The sequence below is a fragment of the Pseudomonas sp. RL_5y_Pfl2_73 genome, assembly GCF_963970515.1.
Classification (GTDB): Bacteria; Pseudomonadota; Gammaproteobacteria; order Pseudomonadales; family Pseudomonadaceae; genus Aquipseudomonas.
On record NZ_CAXAPD010000001.1, the window covers coordinates 127,729 to 144,975 of the forward strand.

General features: G+C 58.0%; 16 protein-coding genes, 4 tRNA genes and 1 pseudogene. 8 read left to right on the top strand and 13 right to left on the bottom strand.

Annotated features, from left to right (window positions below):
* Window positions 1-69: 69 nt before the first annotated feature.
* The 3 genes from AACY42_RS00535 to AACY42_RS00545 form a co-directional block, all read right to left on the bottom strand.
* Complete coding sequence (locus AACY42_RS00535; protein WP_339475707.1) at window positions 70-1,311, bottom strand: glutamine synthetase family protein; 1,242 nt, start codon at window positions 1,309-1,311, stop codon at window positions 70-72.
* Between the two features lie 341 nt (window positions 1,312-1,652).
* Entirely contained in the window at window positions 1,653-2,345 is a 693-nt protein-coding gene (locus AACY42_RS00540; RefSeq protein ID WP_339475242.1) for a sensor histidine kinase, read from the bottom strand.
* On the bottom strand, window positions 2,338-3,945 hold the full coding sequence (locus tag AACY42_RS00545) for a response regulator (RefSeq protein ID WP_339475244.1): 1,608 nt from the start codon (window positions 3,943-3,945) through the stop codon (window positions 2,338-2,340). Before AACY42_RS00545 ends, AACY42_RS00540 begins: the two co-directional genes overlap by 8 nt.
* A gap of 407 nt (window positions 3,946-4,352) precedes the next feature.
* Between AACY42_RS00545 and AACY42_RS00550 the strand changes: the two genes are divergently transcribed.
* The 4 genes and pseudogenes from AACY42_RS00550 to AACY42_RS00565 form a co-directional block, all read left to right on the top strand.
* Window positions 4,353-4,643: a hypothetical protein gene (locus tag AACY42_RS00550; protein ID WP_339475247.1), complete on the top strand. Its 291-nt coding sequence runs from the start codon at window positions 4,353-4,355 to the stop codon at window positions 4,641-4,643.
* 61 nt (window positions 4,644-4,704) lie between these two features.
* Complete coding sequence (locus AACY42_RS00555; RefSeq protein WP_339475249.1) at window positions 4,705-5,346, top strand: recombinase family protein; 642 nt, start codon at window positions 4,705-4,707, stop codon at window positions 5,344-5,346.
* Window positions 5,343-5,894 (top strand): hypothetical protein, encoded by a 552-nt coding sequence (locus tag AACY42_RS00560; protein ID WP_339475251.1) that lies wholly within the window; start codon window positions 5,343-5,345, stop codon window positions 5,892-5,894. The genes AACY42_RS00555 and AACY42_RS00560 overlap by 4 nt, the downstream gene beginning before the upstream one ends.
* A 41-nt stretch (window positions 5,895-5,935) precedes the next feature.
* Window positions 5,936-6,125, top strand: a pseudogene (locus AACY42_RS00565) (recombinase family protein); the annotation flags it as partial.
* A gap of 51 nt (window positions 6,126-6,176) precedes the next feature.
* Here the strand turns inward: AACY42_RS00565 and AACY42_RS00570 are convergent.
* From AACY42_RS00570 to AACY42_RS00580, 3 genes are all read right to left on the bottom strand, one after another.
* Window positions 6,177-6,461, bottom strand: a complete 285-nt coding sequence (locus tag AACY42_RS00570; protein WP_281460140.1) for a HigA family addiction module antitoxin — start codon at window positions 6,459-6,461, stop codon at window positions 6,177-6,179.
* Window positions 6,462-6,477: 16 nt separating this feature from the next.
* On the bottom strand, window positions 6,478-6,756 hold the full coding sequence (locus AACY42_RS00575; protein WP_095137130.1) for a type II toxin-antitoxin system RelE/ParE family toxin: 279 nt from the start codon (window positions 6,754-6,756) through the stop codon (window positions 6,478-6,480).
* Window positions 6,757-6,982: 226 nt separating this feature from the next.
* Window positions 6,983-7,059: transfer RNA gene (locus AACY42_RS00580), tRNA-Arg, on the bottom strand.
* Window positions 7,060-7,584: 525 nt separating this feature from the next.
* Between AACY42_RS00580 and AACY42_RS00585 the strand changes: the two genes are divergently transcribed.
* From AACY42_RS00585 to AACY42_RS00595, 3 genes are all read left to right on the top strand, one after another.
* Window positions 7,585-7,911: an Arc family DNA-binding protein gene (locus AACY42_RS00585; protein WP_003204761.1), complete on the top strand. Its 327-nt coding sequence runs from the start codon at window positions 7,585-7,587 to the stop codon at window positions 7,909-7,911.
* A 152-nt stretch (window positions 7,912-8,063) separates the two neighbouring features.
* Window positions 8,064-8,888 (top strand): AraC family transcriptional regulator, encoded by an 825-nt coding sequence (locus AACY42_RS00590; protein WP_339475255.1) that lies wholly within the window; start codon window positions 8,064-8,066, stop codon window positions 8,886-8,888.
* Window positions 8,889-8,967: 79 nt separating this feature from the next.
* Complete coding sequence (locus AACY42_RS00595) at window positions 8,968-9,576, top strand: LysE family translocator (protein ID WP_339475257.1); 609 nt, start codon at window positions 8,968-8,970, stop codon at window positions 9,574-9,576.
* Window positions 9,577-10,014: 438 nt separating this feature from the next.
* Here AACY42_RS00595 and mgtE read toward each other — a convergent pair whose 3' ends face one another.
* Window positions 10,015-11,457, bottom strand: a complete 1,443-nt coding sequence (gene mgtE, locus AACY42_RS00600) for a magnesium transporter (protein ID WP_339475259.1) — start codon at window positions 11,455-11,457, stop codon at window positions 10,015-10,017.
* Window positions 11,458-11,779: 322 nt separating this feature from the next.
* On the opposite strand from mgtE, the gene AACY42_RS00605 reads away from it, so the two are divergent.
* A complete protein-coding gene (locus tag AACY42_RS00605; protein ID WP_339475261.1) occupies window positions 11,780-12,283 on the top strand; it encodes a cell envelope protein SmpA in 504 nt (167 codons plus the stop codon).
* A gap of 40 nt (window positions 12,284-12,323) precedes the next feature.
* On the opposite strand, the gene AACY42_RS00610 is transcribed toward AACY42_RS00605, so the two are convergent.
* The 6 genes from AACY42_RS00610 to alaS all read right to left on the bottom strand — a co-directional run bounded on the left by AACY42_RS00610 (window position 12,324) and on the right by alaS (window position 17,135).
* Window positions 12,324-12,400: transfer RNA gene (locus AACY42_RS00610), tRNA-Arg, on the bottom strand.
* Between the two features lie 72 nt (window positions 12,401-12,472).
* Window positions 12,473-12,549 (bottom strand) — tRNA-Arg (locus AACY42_RS00615).
* Window positions 12,550-12,656: 107 nt separating this feature from the next.
* Window positions 12,657-12,747, bottom strand: a tRNA-Ser gene (locus tag AACY42_RS00620).
* Between the two features lie 62 nt (window positions 12,748-12,809).
* Window positions 12,810-12,998: a carbon storage regulator CsrA gene (gene csrA / locus AACY42_RS00625; protein ID WP_003178872.1), complete on the bottom strand. Its 189-nt coding sequence runs from the start codon at window positions 12,996-12,998 to the stop codon at window positions 12,810-12,812.
* A gap of 184 nt (window positions 12,999-13,182) precedes the next feature.
* Complete coding sequence (locus tag AACY42_RS00630) at window positions 13,183-14,424, bottom strand: aspartate kinase (protein ID WP_339475265.1); 1,242 nt, start codon at window positions 14,422-14,424, stop codon at window positions 13,183-13,185.
* 89 nt (window positions 14,425-14,513) lie between these two features.
* The gene (gene alaS / locus AACY42_RS00635; RefSeq protein WP_339475268.1) at window positions 14,514-17,135 is read right to left on the bottom strand and encodes an alanine--tRNA ligase; all 2,622 of its coding nucleotides are present in this window, start codon (window positions 17,133-17,135) and stop codon (window positions 14,514-14,516) included.
* Between the last annotated feature and the right edge of the window lie 112 nt (window positions 17,136-17,247).

The window sequence follows — 17,247 nt, forward strand, 5'->3', positions numbered from 1 at the left end:
GGCGTTCCGAGCGGCTCCTTGAGGTGGGTAAGGGCTACCTGTTGAAGATAGCCCGAATGCGACGTTTCGTTATGCCTGGGCCGCGAGGACACGCCGCTCCCAGGGCGTGATTTCATCGAAGAAGCTGGTCAGCTCCAGGGTCTTGGAGGCGATGTAACCTTCGATGAACTCCGTACCGAACAGTTCCTTCGCCAGATGACTACGCTTCAGACGCTCCAAGGCGGCATGCAAGGTACATGGCAGCGACAGATTATTCGGCACTTCGAATTCGCCCTGGATCGCCGCGCTCGGCTCCAGGCGATGTTCAATCCCATACAGCCCGGCGGCCAGGCTGGCGGCAATCGCCAGGTAGGGGTTGGCATCGGCTCCCGGCAAGCGGTTCTCGACCCGCCGGGCCACCGGCGAACTGGCGGGAATCCGCAACCCGGCCGAACGGTTGTCATGGGACCAACAGGCGTTGTTCGGCGAAGCGAACGGATGGCACAGGCGCTGGTAGGAGTTCACGTTCGGCGCGAACAACGCGGTGAAATCCGCCAGGCATGCCTGTTGCCCACCAATGAAGTGCCGGAAAGTCGCCGTCGGTTCACCCGCTTCGTCGCTGAAAACATTGCGACCGCTGTCCGCCTCGACGACGCTCTGATGGATGTGCATCGAACTGCCCGGCGTGTGGGCCAGGGGCTTGGCCATGCAGACCACGGCCAGACCGTGCTTGAGCGCCACTTCCTTGAGCAGGTGCTTGAACAGGAAGGTCTGGTCGGCCAACAACAAAGGGTCGCCGTGCAACAGATTGATCTCGAACTGGCTCACGCCCATTTCATGCATGAAGGTGTCGCGAGGCAAGCCCAGCGCCGCCATGCAGGCATAGACTTCACTGAAGAACGGGCGCAGGCCATTGTTGGAGCTGATGCTGAACGCCGAATGGCCGTCTTCGCGACGTCCATCCAGGCCCATCGGCGGCTGGAACGGCAGGGTCGGGTCCGGATTGGGGGCGAACACGAAGAATTCCAGTTCGGTCGCCACCACCGGCGCCAGGCCTAGGGCCGCATAGCGAGAGACAACGGCCTTGAGCTGGCCGCGCGTCGAGAGCCGGGAGCTTTCACCGGTCAACTCGTCGGCATCGCAGATCGCCAGGGCTCGGGGCTGTTGGCTCCAGGGCAGGCGGTGGATTTGTTTCGGATCGGCCACCAGCGCCAGGTCGCCGTCGTCGCTGCCGTAGAAACGCGGTGGCGGATAACCGCCCATGATGCATTGCAGCAGCACGCCCCGCGCCAACTGCAGCCGCCGGCCTTCGAGGAAACCCTCAGCGGTCATTACCTTGCCCCGCGGCACGCCATTCAAATCCGGCGTGACACATTCAATCTCATCAATGCCCGTCAGTCGCTGCGCGAGTGAACACTGGCCATCGGTCGTCATGACGCAATCCTTGTTATGTGCAAGCCGCGAACGGCAACCCGCCCAAAATAGGCTTCGGCTGTTCGGAATATCAAGCACCTGAAAAAATAAACAACAAGCCTTGGAATACATTGTGGGAGCGAGCCTGCTCGCGATAGCGGTGCATCAGTCAACTCTATATTGGCTGAGCCGACGCCATCGCGAGCAGGCTCGCTCCCACAGGGGATTGGTGGTGACAGGGGTATTTATGGAGGGCATGTTCAGGGCAGGTAAAGCCGGAACACCCCACCACCCAACACACCGCCATTGGCAATCTCGGTGCGCCCACTCACACCGCCGCGCTGGTGCAGTGCGGCGATCCGCGCGGCGAAGTACAGGCCCAGCCCGGTGCTGCCGCTGCTGTGGTTGATGCCCTGCACATACTCGGCCTGACGCTCGATCATCTGCGGCGGGTAACCTTCACCGTCGTCGTTGATGGTCAGCACCAGTTGCCCGGCTTCGTCACTCACGCTGATCAGCAGCGCCTGGCGCGCATGGCGAATGGCGTTGTTGATGCAGTTGTCGAGCACCGACGCCACCAGCTCGCGGTCGAAGAAGCCCAAGGGGCTGAGCGGATCGACATCGTAGGTGGCCATGATCCCACGGCTGCGGAACACTTCCTGATGGCCGGCCAGTTGGGCCTCGATAAAATCATCCAGCTCATGGTAGGCCGGGTGCAGCGGCAACTGGTTGACGCCGAGCTTGTACAGCCCCAACAACTGCACCATGAGGCCATTGAGATGGGCGAACTCGAACTCGATGACGCCCTGCTCCGAGGTTTGCCGCGCGGATTCGGGCAAACGCTCGAGCCATTGCCCATGCGCTTGCATGAGCAAGGTCAGGGAGTTTTTCATGTCGTGCACGGTCGACGCGATCACCGTGGAAAAATCGAGGGCCTGTTCGCTGTCATTCATCGCCAAATGCCTTGCTTCGCAGTTTTTGATAACGCGCAAAACGCGCATCGGTGTCGGGCATCATGCCCACCAGTTTCAGGCAGGCGCGGCACTCCTGCAGCAGTTGCGACTCCACGCTGGTGTCGGTGCCATGCAGCAGCGATTGCGCCATGTTCAGGGCAATACTGATGTTCTTCGGTTGCATCTTCAGGGCGCGGCGGAACAGCTCCCGCGCCTGCGGCAACGCGCCGGTCTTGTAGACCCGCACGCCTTCGCGGTTCAACTCGGCGGCGGCATTGCCTTGATTGAGGATGTTCGGATCGTCGGTGAGCTTGGCGATGCCCTTCATCACCGTCGGGTCATCACCGTAGATTTCCGCGCAGTTCTTGAGCATCGACTCGCCAGCGTTGGTCTGGCCAAGCATTTGCAACTGCTTGGCCACCAGCAACGCAGCCTCGGCGCTCATGAACTGCTCCATGCCATCGAGACGCTGCAAGGCCTGTTCGGTGAGTTTCTCGGCGGTTTCGGCATCGTTGAGCAGCAGGCTGGTGGCCTTCATCAGCCGCGCCCGGACCTGGAGCCCGGGGTCGTTGAGGTTCTCCTTCGCCACGGCGCTGAGGGTCGTGTTGATCTCCAGCCGGGTCCGGGTATCGAGGCCTTTTTCGCTGCCCTTGCTGATCAACGCATGGGCCAGGCCCAGGTTGCTTTCCGGGTCCTTGAAGCGCGACTGCGCGCCCTGCCCGACCGCCTGGCGATAAGCCCGGGAGGCCGTGTCGTAGTCTTCGTTGGTCATCGCCAGCTTGCCCAACAACGATTGGCGGCGCACCGCCAGCGGCGACAGGCGCACCGCCTCTTCCAGCACGTGCTGCGCCTGTTTGGTGTCACCTTCGGCCATCAACACTTCGGCCATGCCGTCGTACAACGCCGGCATCATCGGAAAGACTTTCAGGGCCTTTTCATAAACGGCCTTGGCCTGCCCCACCTGGCCGCGCTTGAACATCAGCTTGCCCAGCCCCGCATAGGCCCACGGCAACGGGCGATCCGCGATGATGGAGTTGTACAGTCGCTCAAGGGCCTCGTTCTGATTCAGGTCGCGCAACGCATCGGCCCGATAACGCAGGCACAACGGCCCGTAGCGCGGATCCTGCTTGCACAGGGCGATGCAGGCATTGAGCACTTCCATCGGCTTGCCACGATCGAGGGCTTGCAGGATCGGCTTGAGCAGGGTCTTGCGCTGCTCGAGCCGCTCCAGCCGCTGGGCCAGGCCGGAGCGGTTGAACGGTTTGGTCAGGTACGCATCCGGCTCGTGCTCCAGGGCACTGAGCACCATCGCCTGGCTGGTCTCGGCGGTCACCATGAGGAAAACACTTTCATGGCTGATCAACTTCTCGACCATCAGGTCTTCCAGCACCTGCTGGCCATTCTTGCGCCCATCACCCAGGTGATAGTCCTGCAGGATGAAGTCATAGCGTTTCTGCGAACACATGCGCAGCGCCACTTCACCGGTGTCAGCGGTGTCCACGTCCTTGACGCCCAGCTCACGCAGCATGGAGCGGATCGAACTGCGGAAATCCGAGAAATCATCGACGATCAGAAAACTTTTTTGGTGGTACGCCAGCATCGAGGATGTCCAGGCAAGTAAGAAAATAACCCAATGGCAGAACAACGAAACGCCGTGTCACAACCCCGAGGCGCGCAGATGATAGCCACCAACCAGCAACGTTCAAGGGATTTCAGCGCCCGCTTGGCCTGGCTGTGTCGTGACGCACATTGCGAGCCGAAACGTTGGAGAGAAACGGGCTCATCGGGTTATCGGCAGGCGATGGCGTTCCGTTAAGGGGAAGCTGTAGGGAAAACCGAGTGCGGAGGATCAGCTAAACGCAGACCCCGTGGCGAGGAGATTGTCAGGGTGTTCTATGAAATGATTAACAACGGGGAGATTCAGACATTCAAATTGGGGAGACGAAGGCTGGTACGAGTGAAAACCCTAGAAGCATTCGTCAAGCGACAAGCTCAGGAAAATAGCCGTTGAGTCTTCGCATAGTAAATCTCGCTGGAAACGTGCTTGGCGTACTGATATTGCCAGGAACGGTCCTTTTAGCGGATTTGGAAGCCCTTCGTCGCCTCGGTGTTCACAGAGTTGAGTTGGTAACCATTAAGGTTACTGAAGGCTCGTCCAAAACCGGCCCTTCACAATCGCTGCCGGATAGCGGCGAAATGAGCCGGGTAATCTGCGTCATAAACGTATTGATATCCGGTGCCAACGGTATGCCTATCCAGATACGGGCAGATTTTTCCTTTTTCAGCCTTTTCGCTTGATAAGTAACACCCAAAGTGAAACAGCATTAGGAGAACACCCTAACTGATACAGGCACCCATCATGTTCATCCGCGCATACCTCCGAGCATCGACCGAAGAGCAGGACGCCGACCGCGCCCGCGTATCACTCGAGCAGTTCGCCGCCGATCACGACAAGGCCATTGCAAGCGTGTACCTGGAGAACGCCAGCGGCGCGACCGCAGACAGGCCTGAACTGCTGCGCCTGCTCAAAGATGCGCGCAAGGGTGACGTGTTGCTGGTGGAGTCGATAGATCGCCTTTCACGCCTTCCTGTAGAGGACTGGCAGAAGCTCAAGGCTGCGATTGATTCCAAGGGGTTGCGCATCGTCGCGCTCGACCTGCCAACAAGCCACCAGGGGATGCAGGACACCAAGGGCGACGAGTTCACCGGGCGAATGCTGGGAGCGATCAACTCGATGCTGGTGGAAATGATGGCCGCCATCGCCCGCAAGGATTACGAGCAGCGCCGCGAACGCCAGGCTCAGGGTATTGAGAAGGCGAAAGCTGCCGGCAAGTATCAAGGCCGGCCAGTGGATGAGACCCTACACAAAAGGGTAAGAGAATTGCTTGCTGCCGGTCTGGGGATTAGAGCTGTCGCGAGACACGCGAGCTGCTCAACAACCACCGTGCTCAAGATTCGCGACAAACTGACAGAACAGAACGAGCGGTCGAGGAAAGCATGAAATATCAGCCCTACCAGACTGTGTTTGCCCACAGCACTAACTTGGGAGTACTCCATGCGATGATGCGTAACCTCAAGTCTCACCCCGACTCGCCCGATCACATCATCCCGCCGGCAGTATTTCTGGCTTTCACGATCGAAGGATATCTGAATACCCTTGGTTGCGAGGTCATCCCAAGGTGGACAGAGCTAGAAAGACTACCTTGGAAAACAAAGATCACCCTATTGCATTCCTTTGCAGGAGCAACACCAGACTGGAGCCGCCCGCCTCTGCAGTTCGCCACGCGCATTTTCAAGATCCGCGACCATCTCGCTCACGGGAAGCCAGAGACGACTAGAGGGCCGTGCTTCGACTTGAGGGAGGACGCAGCAGCCTACATGGAAGAAGGCTCCTTCCAGCCCAAATGGTATACAGAACTCAACAAAGCGTGGATCAACGACGCCTATCGCAATTTATCGAATTTGCTCGGCTACCTATCTGAGCTTCACGGTTTTAATGGTGAATATCATTTGATGAGCGCAATCGGTGGAATTGACGACTTAGAGTGAAAATTGCACCCACCTTGCACCCATGGTTACGAGAGTGGAGTAAGCGCCAGGCCCAAATTATTGAGAAAGCGAAAGCCGCCGGCAATTACCAAGGGCCTCCGATTGAAGTCGACCTTCATGAACGCATTCGAGAATTACTCACCGCAGGCCTTTGTTTTTCGCGCAACTGCTCGACACGCCAACTGCTCGACTGCAACAGTGCTACGGATCAGGGACTTGGCCACGGCCTAAGTGGAGAATGAAAAAAGCCCCGCAACTGCGAGGCTTGTTATTCTGTACCTGTCACGCGACTTCGAGTCGAGTGATGTTCGGGTGCTCCCGGTTCTTCGCCTGCCAAAGATCGTAGGCAGACTGCATAGCCAGCCACTGGCGACCGCTGCTCAAACCGGCCATTTCCAAGCGGAAGGCCATTTCAGCGCTGATCCCGGTATGTCCATGAAGGACAGTAGAGAAGTGCGTGCGTGAATACCCAAGATGTTCAGCCAGGTCCCCAACGCTCATTTTCAGAGCGGGAAGAACGTCTTCCCGCAATATTTCCCCAGGGTGGGGCGGATTGTGCATAGGCATAGTCATTACCCTCCTGTCAGTGGTAATCGCAATAATCCAACAGCTCAACGTCAGAGCCATTGAATCGGAAGATCACACGCCAGTTGCCTGAAACTGTGACCGACCAGAAACCCGCCAGGTTCCCCTTGAGTTGGTGCAAGCGATAGCCTGGAATGTCCATATCACTTGGCTTGATAGCAACGTCCAGAGCACCGAGGATGCGCGTCAGGCGAGCAGCGTGGTCGGCCTGAATGCCTCGGGTCGTCTGAGTTTCGAAGAAGTCCCGGAGGCCTTTGTGCTGGAAGGTCGTTATCATGATGGGAGTGTAGGGTCGGGCCGTACACCCAGCAAGCCGAAGCCTGATTGATTGTTGCTATTGGTAGCAACACGGTATGTCGAAGGTTTGATACCGGTGAAGATTTACTTCTTCCGATGATGACAACTTCGACGGCGGCGCCGACTCTTTTCGTCTTTCTGCTGCCACCCTGCTGTCACGAATAGAATCATGGAAGAGGAAAAAAGGCTGGAGGCATTGAGTTATATGGTGTCCCAGGGCAGGTTCGAACTGCCAACCTTCCCCTTAGGAGGGGGATGCTCTATCCAATTGAGCTACTGAGACACAAGTCGACCACGAGAGAGGTGGTGCGCGGGACGGCGTGCATGTTAACGACCTGCCCAGCGTTTGTCATGTCACCCATGGCTTTTTAAGTGTAGGCAAAAACTACTCCCTATAAGGCTGACAGATCCTGGACGCCGTGCGTGGCCGCCATTCATCTGCTCCGGCTCGCTTAATCCTAGTAAATCGGCCATTTGCCACTATCCTGTACAAGACAGGGACGGTACGCTTTTTTGTCCATTTCCGTTATCCGCCAGACGGTATGGCACATAGACACAATCCTACGGTCACAGATGCGAACCTGTTGTTTTTTACCAACCAGTCCGCATTTTTTGATGAAGGGTACTGGCAGAACGCCTTTACCCGGATCAGAATTTGTCACAGAATTGGCGCCAATGATCTGGCAATTTTGAGGCATGATGCGGGCCTCTTAACAATTCAGGTTGAACATTTGGCAATGGAGCTTGTCCTATCGACATCCTGCGGCCAATCCCGAGAACCGCTCCCCTGAACTAACCGGTTAAATATATGCGCCCATTGAAACAGGCAATTTATTCCAGCCGTACGGCTGACAAGTTCGTCGTACGTCTGCCAGACGGAATGCGGGAACGCATTGCCGAAGTGGCTCGCAATCATCACCGCAGCATGAACTCTGAAATCATCGCGCGTCTTGAGCAAAGCCTTATTCAGGAAGGCGCGCTGGGTGAAGAGTTGAGCATGCGCCTGGACAGCCCTGAGCTGTCATTGCATGAGCGCGAACTGCTTCAACGCTTCCGACAACTCTCCCACCGCCAGCAGAACGCCCTCGTTTCGCTGATTGCCCATGACGCAGAAATGGCCGCAGACGCGACCTGATAGCCCCAAATATTCAAGCCAGCCTTGCGCTGGCTTTTTTTTGCCCGGCGTTTGGCCCAAGCCTGCTTTTCAGCACTTATCAGAGCCATCGAACCAACACCACTGCCGATCCATGGCAGTGATGCTAAATTGATCCGCTACAAAGCCTGGGCATGGAGGCCTGCATGACCGCGCACGCATTCAAGGTTCAAAGAATCGCAGGGCTGGGCGTGGACATCGTCGAGGCCGATTCAGATCGAACGTTTGCCCGGCATATGCACGAACATTTTGGCATTGGCTTGCTTGTGCACGGGGCGCAACGTTCAGCCAGCGGCCGAGGCCAGGTAGAAGCATCTGCTGGCGACCTTATATCAGTCAATCCGGCCGAAGTGCATGACGGCGCCCCGATCGGAAACGGGACGCGTCGCTGGCAGATGCTGTATTTCGACCCGCCGTTGATTGCGCAGGCATTCAAGGATATGGCGAACGATGGGGGCATCTGCGCCCAGGAGTTTGCTTATCCGGTACTGCAAAGCCCGCGTGCGGCAGCATTGTTCCGCACTTTGTACCAAGCCATCGCTCAAGCCGAGAAGCTTGGCGATCACCTGAAGATCGAAGAAACGCTCGCGCTTTTGCTCGAACATTTGTTGGATCGCTCCATGCCGATATCGCCTTTGCCGGAGGTCGCGGCAAACCGTGCAAAAGCCTTGATCGACGACGATCCACAGTCACCCATATCACTTGCCTTGCTCGCCAGGGAGGCCGATTTAAGCCGCTTTCAACTGGTACGCGCCTTCACGCGCCTGACCGGCTTGACACCCCACGCCTATCTGCTGCAACGACGCATCCACCGAGCCCGACAACTGATCGCTGCCGGCATGCCGCTGGCCAATGCGTCCCTGGCCAGCGGTTTCGCCGATCAAAGCCATATGACCCGATGCTTCGTACGCAGCTTTGGATTCTCACCAGGCATGTACGCCCGGCAAGGACACCCGTAACGACCTGCAATTTCGTTCAAGACGCACCTCCTCATCGCAGGCAAGCTGAAGACTTCATAACTGCCAAGGTCGGCGTCGCATGAACCTCGAATTTTTTGTCACTTCCCTGATCGTGGCAGCTTCGCCTGGCACTGGCGTGGTCTATACGGTTGCAGCCGGCTTGGACCGGGGCTGGCGCGCGAGCGTGGTAGCTGCATTGAGTTGCACCCTGGGGATCGTGCCGCACATGCTGGCAGCCATCACAGGCCTCGCTGCACTGCTGCACACCAGCCCACTGGCCTTCAAGATCATCACGTACCTTGGCGTCGCTTATCTGCTGTGGATGGCATGGAGCACGCTCCAGCGCCACGGGGCCTTGCATATTGATCCGCACAAGACTCCGCGCTCGAATAGCGCGGTGATTTTTTCGGGCATCTTGCTCAACCTGCTGAATCCAAAGCTGTCGATTTTCTTCCTGGCCTTTCTACCGCAATTTCTCGCACCAGGAGAAACGGATGCCATGTGGCGCATGCTGCAACTGAGCTTCATCTTCATGGCGATTACCTTTGCCGTCTTCGTCATCTATGGCGTGCTCTGCGCATCGATGCGCCGCCATGTTCTGGAGCGCCCATCCGCGTTGCAGTGGTTGCGCCGGCTATTCTCGGCAGCCTTTGTGTTACTGGCTGTACGACTGGCGTTGATGCGGTGATGCACGGAGGGTTTTGCGTGATGAAAAAACCGCCAAACAGGCCAGTGCTGGGAGATTTTGATCTGCCGTATAGGGGTTTAGATTGGTGTGTATATCCGTTGCTGCGGTAACGGCTACTGGCGGTTCCGCTTTTACAGCGGCTCACTTTTGAGAAGCCGGAATGCCGGCCCAGGCAACAGTAAGCAAAACGCTTTATGCCCCAGCACGGCTCACCCGACTGTACTCCAATTCCATTGTGTGCGAGCCTGCTCGCGATAGCGGCGGTGCCGTTGCATAACGACTGGAGCTGCCGGTTGCTCTTGCCTTGAGCTCTCGATCTCGACGCCCGCAAACCACAAAAGAAGACCCAAAAAAACGGCGCTTCCCATTTCTGAAAGAAGCGCCGTTTTTCCAAGTGGACAGTATTACGCCAAACAGGCGGGTTTCCTGATGAGCGACTCAGAGCAGGAAAATCGTCGCCAGTCCCAGGAAAATGAAGAACCCGCCACTGTCAGTCACGGCCGTGATCATCACACTGGCGCCCATGGCAGGGTCACGCCCCATGCGGGCCAGGGTCATGGGAATCAAGACCCCCATCAATGCCGCCAACAACAGATTGAGCGTCATCGCGGCCGTCATGACCACCCCCAACGACCAGCTGCCATAGAGCAGATAAGCCACTACACCAATCACACCACCCCAAATTACGCCATTGATCAGGGACACAGCCAGTTCCTTGCGCATCAATCGCGATGTATTGCCGGTACTGACTTGGTCCAGCGCCATGGCACGGACGATCATGGTGATGGTCTGGTTACCGGAGTTGCCACCGATACCGGCAACGATGGGCATCAGCGCCGCGAGCGCCACCAGCTTCTCGATGGAGCCCTCGAACAGGCCGATAACCCGGGAGGCAACAAACGCTGTGATCAGATTGATCGCCAACCAGGCCCAGCGGTTACGCAGGGACTTCCAGACCGAGGCGAAGATGTCTTCTTCTTCGCGCAGACCGGCCATGTTGAGGACTTCACTTTCACTTTCCTCACGAATCAAGTCGACCATTTCATCGATGGTCAGACGACCGATCAGCTTGCCGTTCTTGTCGACCACCGGCGCCGAAATCAAGTCATAACGCTCGAACGCCTGAGCCGCATCATAGGCATCTTCGTCCGGGTGAAAGCTTACCGGATCGCTGGCCATCACCTCGGCCACTTGTTTTTCCGGGTCGTTGACGAGCAAACGCTTGATGGGCAGAACACCCTTGAGCACGCCGTCGTAGTCGACCACAAACAGTTTGTCAGTATGCCCGGGCAGTTCCTTGAGGCGACGCAGGTAGCGCAATACCACTTCAAGACTGACATCCTCGCGGATCGTCACCATCTCGAAGTCCATCAGCGCACCGACCTGCTCCTCGTCGTAGGACAACGCCGAGCGCACACGCTCGCGCTGCTGGCCGTCGAGGGCTTCCATCAGTTCGTGGACAACGTCCCGTGGCAGTTCGGGCGCAAGGTCGGCGAGTTCGTCGGCGTCCATTTCCTTGGCCGCCGCCAGCAACTCGTGATCATCCATGTCGGCGATCAGGGTTTCCCGAACCGAGTCCGACACTTCGAGCAGGATGTCACCGTCGCGGTCAGCCTTGACCAACTGCCAGACCGTCAGACGTTCTTCCAGGGGCAAGGCTTCAAGAATGTAGGCGACGTCGGCGGAGTGCAGGTCATCGAGCTTGCGTTGCAGCTCGACGAGATTCTGCCGGTGGACCAGGTTCTCGACCCGGTCATGATGCGGACCTTCCTGGCGATGCGTCAGGTCTTCGACGACCCGCTGGCGTTGCAGCAGCTCAATAACTTGAGCGAGGCGATCCTGAAGGCTTTCCTGCGTTTTTTTTACATCTACTTGGGTCATAGGCGAACTCCACTCCCAGCAGTGGAGCACGCCGGAAGGATCAATCAGTCAATTCATGATTGGCAAAACTAAATATTGAGTAACTACTGGGTAAGTCCATGGAGATATTCCAAAGCCCCGGCGGGGCTGACGGGCGCAATCATACACCGCTTGACGCTTTAAAACGCTAAAAAATCATGGCAAGAACAAGCGCTTGCGAGACAAACCTGAACACTGGGTGAGCCTGTCCCTTTACGACGACTTATCCAGAAAAGAAAACACACGCCACGGCCGAAATACGGCGACTACCCTTCTCTTCTGCACCGTCAAGGAGGACGACCGGATGCACCTCAACCACTGCCTGTTCCTGCTCGCCTGCTTGCCCTGCCTGCCTTTATGGGCTGCCGGGCAGACCGTGCATCGCTGCGAAAACATCGCAGGACACGTCACCTTCACGACCCTGAGCTGCGCCCCGGGAGAAGCGCTGTCGCTACAACAGATCCATCCGTACCGCCCAGGTTCGATTGAACCGACGACCGAGGCGATGCTGCCCGAAGCGGAGCGCTGGCAAACATCCAGCAACAAAACCACACGCAAGGAACCGACCGTGGTTGGCCAGTTCCAGGACCGCTGCGGGAACCTCATCAATGCCAGGCAACGCCGCGACGCCATCCTGAAGCGACGCATCATCCCAGGCATGAGCCAACAGGACGTAGAGAGCGCCCTGGGCAAGCCAGACTCGATCAAAGTTCGCAATTCGAGCACACGGTATACCTACAAAGCGAAGAAAGGTCGCAGCGCAGAGGTCGTGTTCGATGAGAGGGGATGCGTGAAAGGCAAATCGTAGACAGCAAAAAGCCCGCGTTAAACGCGGGCTTTTTGGTGTTTGGTGCACTCGACAGGATTCGAACCTGTGACCGCTCGGTTCGTAGCCGAGTACTCTATCCAGCTGAGCTACGAGTGCAGGTTGTGGTTTTATACCAGATCACAACTGGTTGAAGCCAAGTTATTTGCATCACTGCAAACAACTCTTAAATGGTGCACTCGACAGGATTCGAACCTGTGACCGCTCGGTTCGTAGCCGAGTACTCTATCCAGCTGAGCTACGAGTGCATTTGTTGCCGCGCATTATAGGCCGTCAATTCCTTTTGTAAAGCGCTTTTTTCAGTATTTTCAATCACTTACTGAACAAGCCAGGTTTTGACGCACTAAACGAATAATGGCGGAGAACGGGGGATTCGAACCCCCGACACCCTTTTGAGGTGTACTCCCTTAGCAGGGGAGCGCCTTCGGCCACTCGGCCAGCTCTCCGCAACACGGGGCGTATATTAACCACCTTCATCCCCGTTTGCAAACATAAAAATCGATAAAAATTAATGGCTTGGTTCGTCGTCCTTCTCTTTCTTGATACGCAGGTAAATTTCCTCGCGGTGTACAGCAACCTCTTTCGGGGCGTTGACGCCGATACGCACTTGGTTTCCTTTGACGCCGAGCACGGTCACGGTGATTTCGCCATCACCAATAATCAGGCTTTCTGCACACCGACGGGTCAGAATCAGCATACCTTTCTCCTCACGCAATTCACTTAAGGGACAACAGTCTGAAAAAAAAAGGCATTGGACCTACAACCGAAACGGTCGAAGCCTACAGGCCTAGTATTGACCAGCGCGGGCAAAAGAACAGTTTTGGAACGCGCCATTCAGAAAAACAAAGGGCGCGGTCCAGCCGCGCCCTTCAGACAACGCTTTATTCGCTCGGCTGAGCAGCCGCGTCGAGTTCGAAAGCCGTGTGCAGGGCGCGCACGGCCAATTCCAGGTATTTCTCTTCAATCACCACGGAAACCTTGATTTCCGAGGTAGAGATCATCTGGATGTTGATGCTTTCCTTGGCCAGGGATTCGAACATGCGGCTGGCCACGCCTGCGTGGGAGCGCATGCCGACACCGACGATCGAGACCTTGGCAATCTTGGTATCGCCAACCACTTCCCGGGCACCGATCTCGCTAGCGGTTTTTTTCAGTATCGCTTCGGCAGACTGGTAGTCGTTGCGGTGCACGGTGAAGGTGAAGTCAGTGGTGTTATCGTGCGAGACGTTCTGCACGATCATATCGACTTCGACATTCGCGGCACTGATCGGGCCGAGAATCTTGAACGCCACGCCGGGGGTGTCTGGCACGCCACGGATGGTCAGCTTGGCTTCATCGCGGTTGAAAGCGATGCCGGAAATGATCGGCTGTTCCATGGATTCCTCTTCATCAATAGTAATGAGGGTGCCCGGACCCTCTTTGAAGCTGTGCAGAACGCGCAGCGGAACGTTGTACTTGCCGGCGAATTCGACCGCCCGGATCTGCAACACCTTCGAGCCGAGACTGGCCATTTCCAGCATTTCTTCGAACGTGATCTTGTCCAGGCGCTGGGCCACAGGCACAACCCGTGGGTCGGTGGTGTAGACACCGTCCACATCGGTGTAGATCTGGCATTCGTCAGCCTTGAGGGCCGCTGCCAGCGCTACGCCCGTGGTATCGGAGCCGCCACGGCCAAGGGTGGTGATGTTGCCCTGCTCGTCCACGCCCTGGAAACCGGCGACGACCACAACGCGGCCAGCCTTCAGGTCGCCGCGAATCTTCTGGTCGTCAATCTGCAGGATACGCGCTTTGTTGTGCGCGCTGTCCGTCAGGATACGCACCTGGTTGCCGGTATAGGACACCGCCGGCACGCCACGCTTGATCAGCGCCATGGTCAGCAAGGCGATGGTCACCTGCTCGCCGGTGGAAACGATCACGTCCAGCTCACGCGGAACCGGTTGCTGGTCGCCGCTGATTTGCTTGGCCAGATCGATCAGACGGTTGGTCTCGCCGCTCATTGCCGACAGCACGATCACCAGGTCATCGCCCGCCTCGCGGAATGTCTTAACCTTGTCGGCGACTTGTTCGATTCTCTCGACAGTGCCGACCGAGGTGCCTCCAAATTTCTGTACGATCAAAGCCATTTCAAAGCCGCCTCTGCCCATGAAGGGCGCCCAATAATCACTCAACAGCGACCGGACCCGTGACTAGACCACGAGCCCGCGGCGCCGCCTTAAATACCCTGTTCTACAAATGCAACGGTCTGGGCCAGTGCCGCGTCCAGTGCGCCGACGTCGGTACCACCGCCTTGCGCCATGTCCGGACGACCACCGCCCTTGCCGCCCACTGCCGCAGCGGCTTGCTTCATCAAATCACCGGCTTTGAGTTGGCCAGTCAGGTCTTTGGTCACGCCTGCGACGAGAACGACCTTTTCCTCATGGACACTGCCGAGCAGGATCACTGCGCGGCCGAGTTTGTTTTTCAGTTGATCGACCAACGCCAGCAGCGCCTTGCCATCCTGGCCGTCCAGACGCACGGCCAGCACGTTCACACCCTTGACGTCCACGGCCTGGGCCGACAGATCGTCGCCCGCGGCGCTGGCGGCCTTGGCCTGCAACTGCTCGAGTTGCTTTTCCAGCAGGCGGTTGCGCTCCAACACAGCCGACAGCTTGTCGATCAGATTGTCGCGGTTGCCCTTGATCAGGGTTGCCGCTTCCTTGAGTTGTTCTTCAGCCGCACTGAGGTACGCCAGGGCCGCCGCGCCGGTGACCGCCTCGATCCGGCGCACGCCGGATGCCACGCCACCTTCGCTGATGATTTTCATCAGGCCGATGTCGCCGGTCCGGTTGGCGTGGATACCACCGCACAGTTCAACGGAGAAGTCGCCCATGCTCAGTACGCGTACGTTGTCGCCGTATTTCTCGCCGAACAACGCCATCGCACCCTTGCGCTTGGCGGTTTCGATGTCAGTTTCTTCGGTTTCCACCGGGGAGTTCTTGCGAATCTCGGCGTTGACGATCTCTTCCAGCGCCTTGAGTTGCTCAGGCTTGATGGCTTCGAAATGGCTGAAGTCGAAGCGCAGGCGCTGACTGTCCACCAACGAACCCTTCTGCTGGACATGCTCACCCAGCACCTGGCGTAACGCTGCGTGCAGCAAGTGTGTGGCCGAGTGGTTGAGCGACGTGGCATGCCGAACGTCGGCTTCGACATGGGCGGTCACCGGGGCGGCGATCATCAGGTTGCCCGACGCCAGCACGCCGTGGTGCAGGAAGGCGCCGCCGGTCTTGGTGGTGTCACGCACATCGAAACGCGAGCTGCCAGCCTGCAGGTAACCGCTGTCGCCGATCTGGCCGCCGGACTCAGCGTAGAACGGGGTTTTGTCCAGCACGATCACGCCTTCCTGGCCTTCGCTCAGGACGTCGACCGATTGCCCGTCCTTATAGATGGCAACGATCTTGGCCGAACCGCTGGTGCCGGCATAGCCGGTGAACTCGGTGGCTACCTCAACCTTGACCAGGTTGTTGTAGTCCATGCCGAAGGCGCTGGCGGAACGCGCACGCACCCGCTGGGCGTCCATCTCGCGCTCGAAACCTTCCTCGTCGAGGGTGAGGTTGCGTTCGCGGGCGATGTCGCCGGTCAGGTCCATCGGGAAACCGTAGGTGTCGTACAGCTTGAACACCACGTCGCCCGGTACCACGTTGCCCTTGAGCTCGGCCAGGTCCTGCTCGAGGATCTTCAGGCCTTGCTCCAGGGTCTTGGCGAATTGCTCTTCTTCAGCCTTGAGCACGCGCTCGATGTGCGCCTGCTGGGACTTGAGCTCCGGGAAGGCCTCGCCCATCTCGGCCGCCAACGCAGCGACGATCTGATAGAAGAAGCTGCCCTTGGCGCCCAGCTTGTTGCCGTGACGGCAGGCGCGACGGATGATCCGGCGCAGCACATAACCGCGACCTTCGTTGGAAGGCAGCACACCGTCGGCAATCAGGAAACCGCAGGAACGGATGTGGTCGGCCACCACTTTGAGCGACGCCTGGTTGTCGTTGGTGCAACCGATGGCCTGGGCGGACGCACTCAGCAGGCTCTGGAACAGGTCGATTTCGTAGTTGGAGTGAACGTGCTGCAGCACCGCACTGATCCGCTCCAGGCCCATGCCGGTGTCGACCGACGGCGCTGGCAGCGGATGCAACACGCCATCGGCGGTGCGGTTGAACTGCATGAATACGTTGTTCCAGATCTCGATGTAGCGGTCGCCGTCTTCTTCCGGCGAGCCGGGTGGGCCACCCCAGATGTCGGCGCCGTGATCGTAGAAAATCTCGGTGCACGGGCCGCACGGGCCGGTGTCGCCCATGGTCCAGAAGTTATCGGAGGCGTAAGGCGCGCCTTTGTTGTCGCCAATGCGCACCATGCGCTCAGCCGGGACACCGACTTCTTTGGTCCAGATGTCATAGGCTTCGTCGTCGGTGGCGTAGACCGTTACCCAGAGTTTCTCCTTGGGCAGGTTCAGCCACTTGTCGGAGGTCAGGAAGGTCCAGGCGAAGGTGATGGCGTCGCGCTTGAAATAGTCACCGAAGCTGAAGTTACCCAGCATTTCGAAGAACGTGTGGTGACGAGCGGTATAACCGACGTTCTCCAGGTCGTTGTGCTTGCCGCCGGCACGCACGCACTTCTGGCTACTCACCGCACGGGTGTAGGCACGTTTTTCCTGGCCCAGGAAGCAGTCCTTGAACTGGTTCATCCCCGCGTTGGTGAACAGCAGGGTCGGGTCGTTGCCCGGAATCAAAGAGCTGGAGGCTACTCGGGTGTGGCCTTGTTCTTCGAAGAAGCGAAGGAAGGCTTCACGGATTTCTGCGCTTTTCATTAGGTTCTTCCACGGAGGCTGCGGCCAAAGGCCTGTGCAAAACGTCAACAGACGAAGCAACGGCAAAGGGCCGCATTATATCGGCCCTTCGCGTGGGGTACAGCGTGTTTAT